Source organism: Streptomyces sp. NPDC016640 (assembly GCF_043076215.1).
Taxonomy (GTDB): domain Bacteria; phylum Actinomycetota; class Actinomycetes; order Streptomycetales; family Streptomycetaceae; genus Streptomyces.
The window spans coordinates 1-1080 of the sequence record NZ_JBIBRG010000057.1; the positions used below are offsets into that span (position 1 = coordinate 1).

Sequence of the window (1080 nt, forward strand, 5' to 3'; positions counted from 1 at the left end):
CACTTTGTCGTAGCCCTTGAGGATGGTGCCGAGGTTGCGGGGGAAGGGGTTGAGGTGGCGCAGGTGGACCTGGGCGATGGGCCGGCCGGCGGCGCGCAGGCGGCGCACGGCGGCCGTGATGGGGCCGTAGGTGGAGCCCCAGCCCAGGACCAGGGTGCGGGCGGTGCCGTCGGGGTCGTCGGCTTCGGTGTCGGGGACGTCGATGCCGTCGATCTTGGCCTGGCGGGTGCGGACCATGAAGTCGTGGTTGGCGGGGTCGTAGCTGATGTTGCCGGTGCCGTCCTGTTTCTCGATGCCGCCGATGCGGTGTTCCAGGCCGGGGGTGCCGGGGATGGCCCAGGGGCGGGCCAGGGTGTGCGGGTCGCGTTTGTAGGGCCAGAAGACCTCGCTGCCGTCGGCGAGGGTGTGGTTGGGTCCCTGGGCGAAGGGGACGCGCAGGTCGGGCAGTTCGCCGGTGTCGGGGATGCGCCAGGGTTCGCTGCCGTTGGCGAGGTAGCCGTCGGACAGCAGCAGGACCGGGGTGCGGTAGGCCAGGGCGATCCGGGCGGCTTCCAGGGCGGCGTCGAAGCAGTCGGCCGGGGTGCGCGGGGCGATCACCGCCAGCGGTGCCTCGCCGTTGCGGCCGTACATCGCCTGCAGCAGGTCGGCCTGCTCGGTCTTGGTGGGCAGGCCGGTGGAGGGGCCGCCGCGCTGGATGTCCACCACCAGCAGCGGCAGCTCCAGGGAGACCGCCAAAGCGATGGTCTCGGACTTCAGCGCCACCCCCGGACCGGAGGTGGTGGTCACCGCCAGCGAACCGCCGAAGGCCGCCCCCAGCGCGGCGCCGATACCGGCGATCTCGTCCTCGGCCTGGAAGGTGCGCACACCGAAGTTCTTGTGCCGGCTCAGCTCGTGCAGGATGTCCGAGGCCGGGGTGATCGGGTAGGAGCCCAGGTAGAGCGGCAGGCCGGCCTGGCGGGAAGCGGCGATCAGCCCGTAGGACAGGGCCAGGTTCCCGGAGATGTTGCGGTAGACCCCGGGCGGGAACGCCGTCGCCGCCGGGGCCACCTCGTAGGAGACGGCGAAGTCCTCGGTGGTCTC

The 1080-nt window shown here is 72.0% G+C and carries 1 pseudogene; it reads right to left on the bottom strand.

Annotation, left to right across the window (positions count from 1 at the left end):
• Positions 1 to 1080: pseudogene (locus ACF07S_RS33505) on the bottom strand (2-oxoglutarate ferredoxin oxidoreductase subunit alpha); the annotation flags it as partial.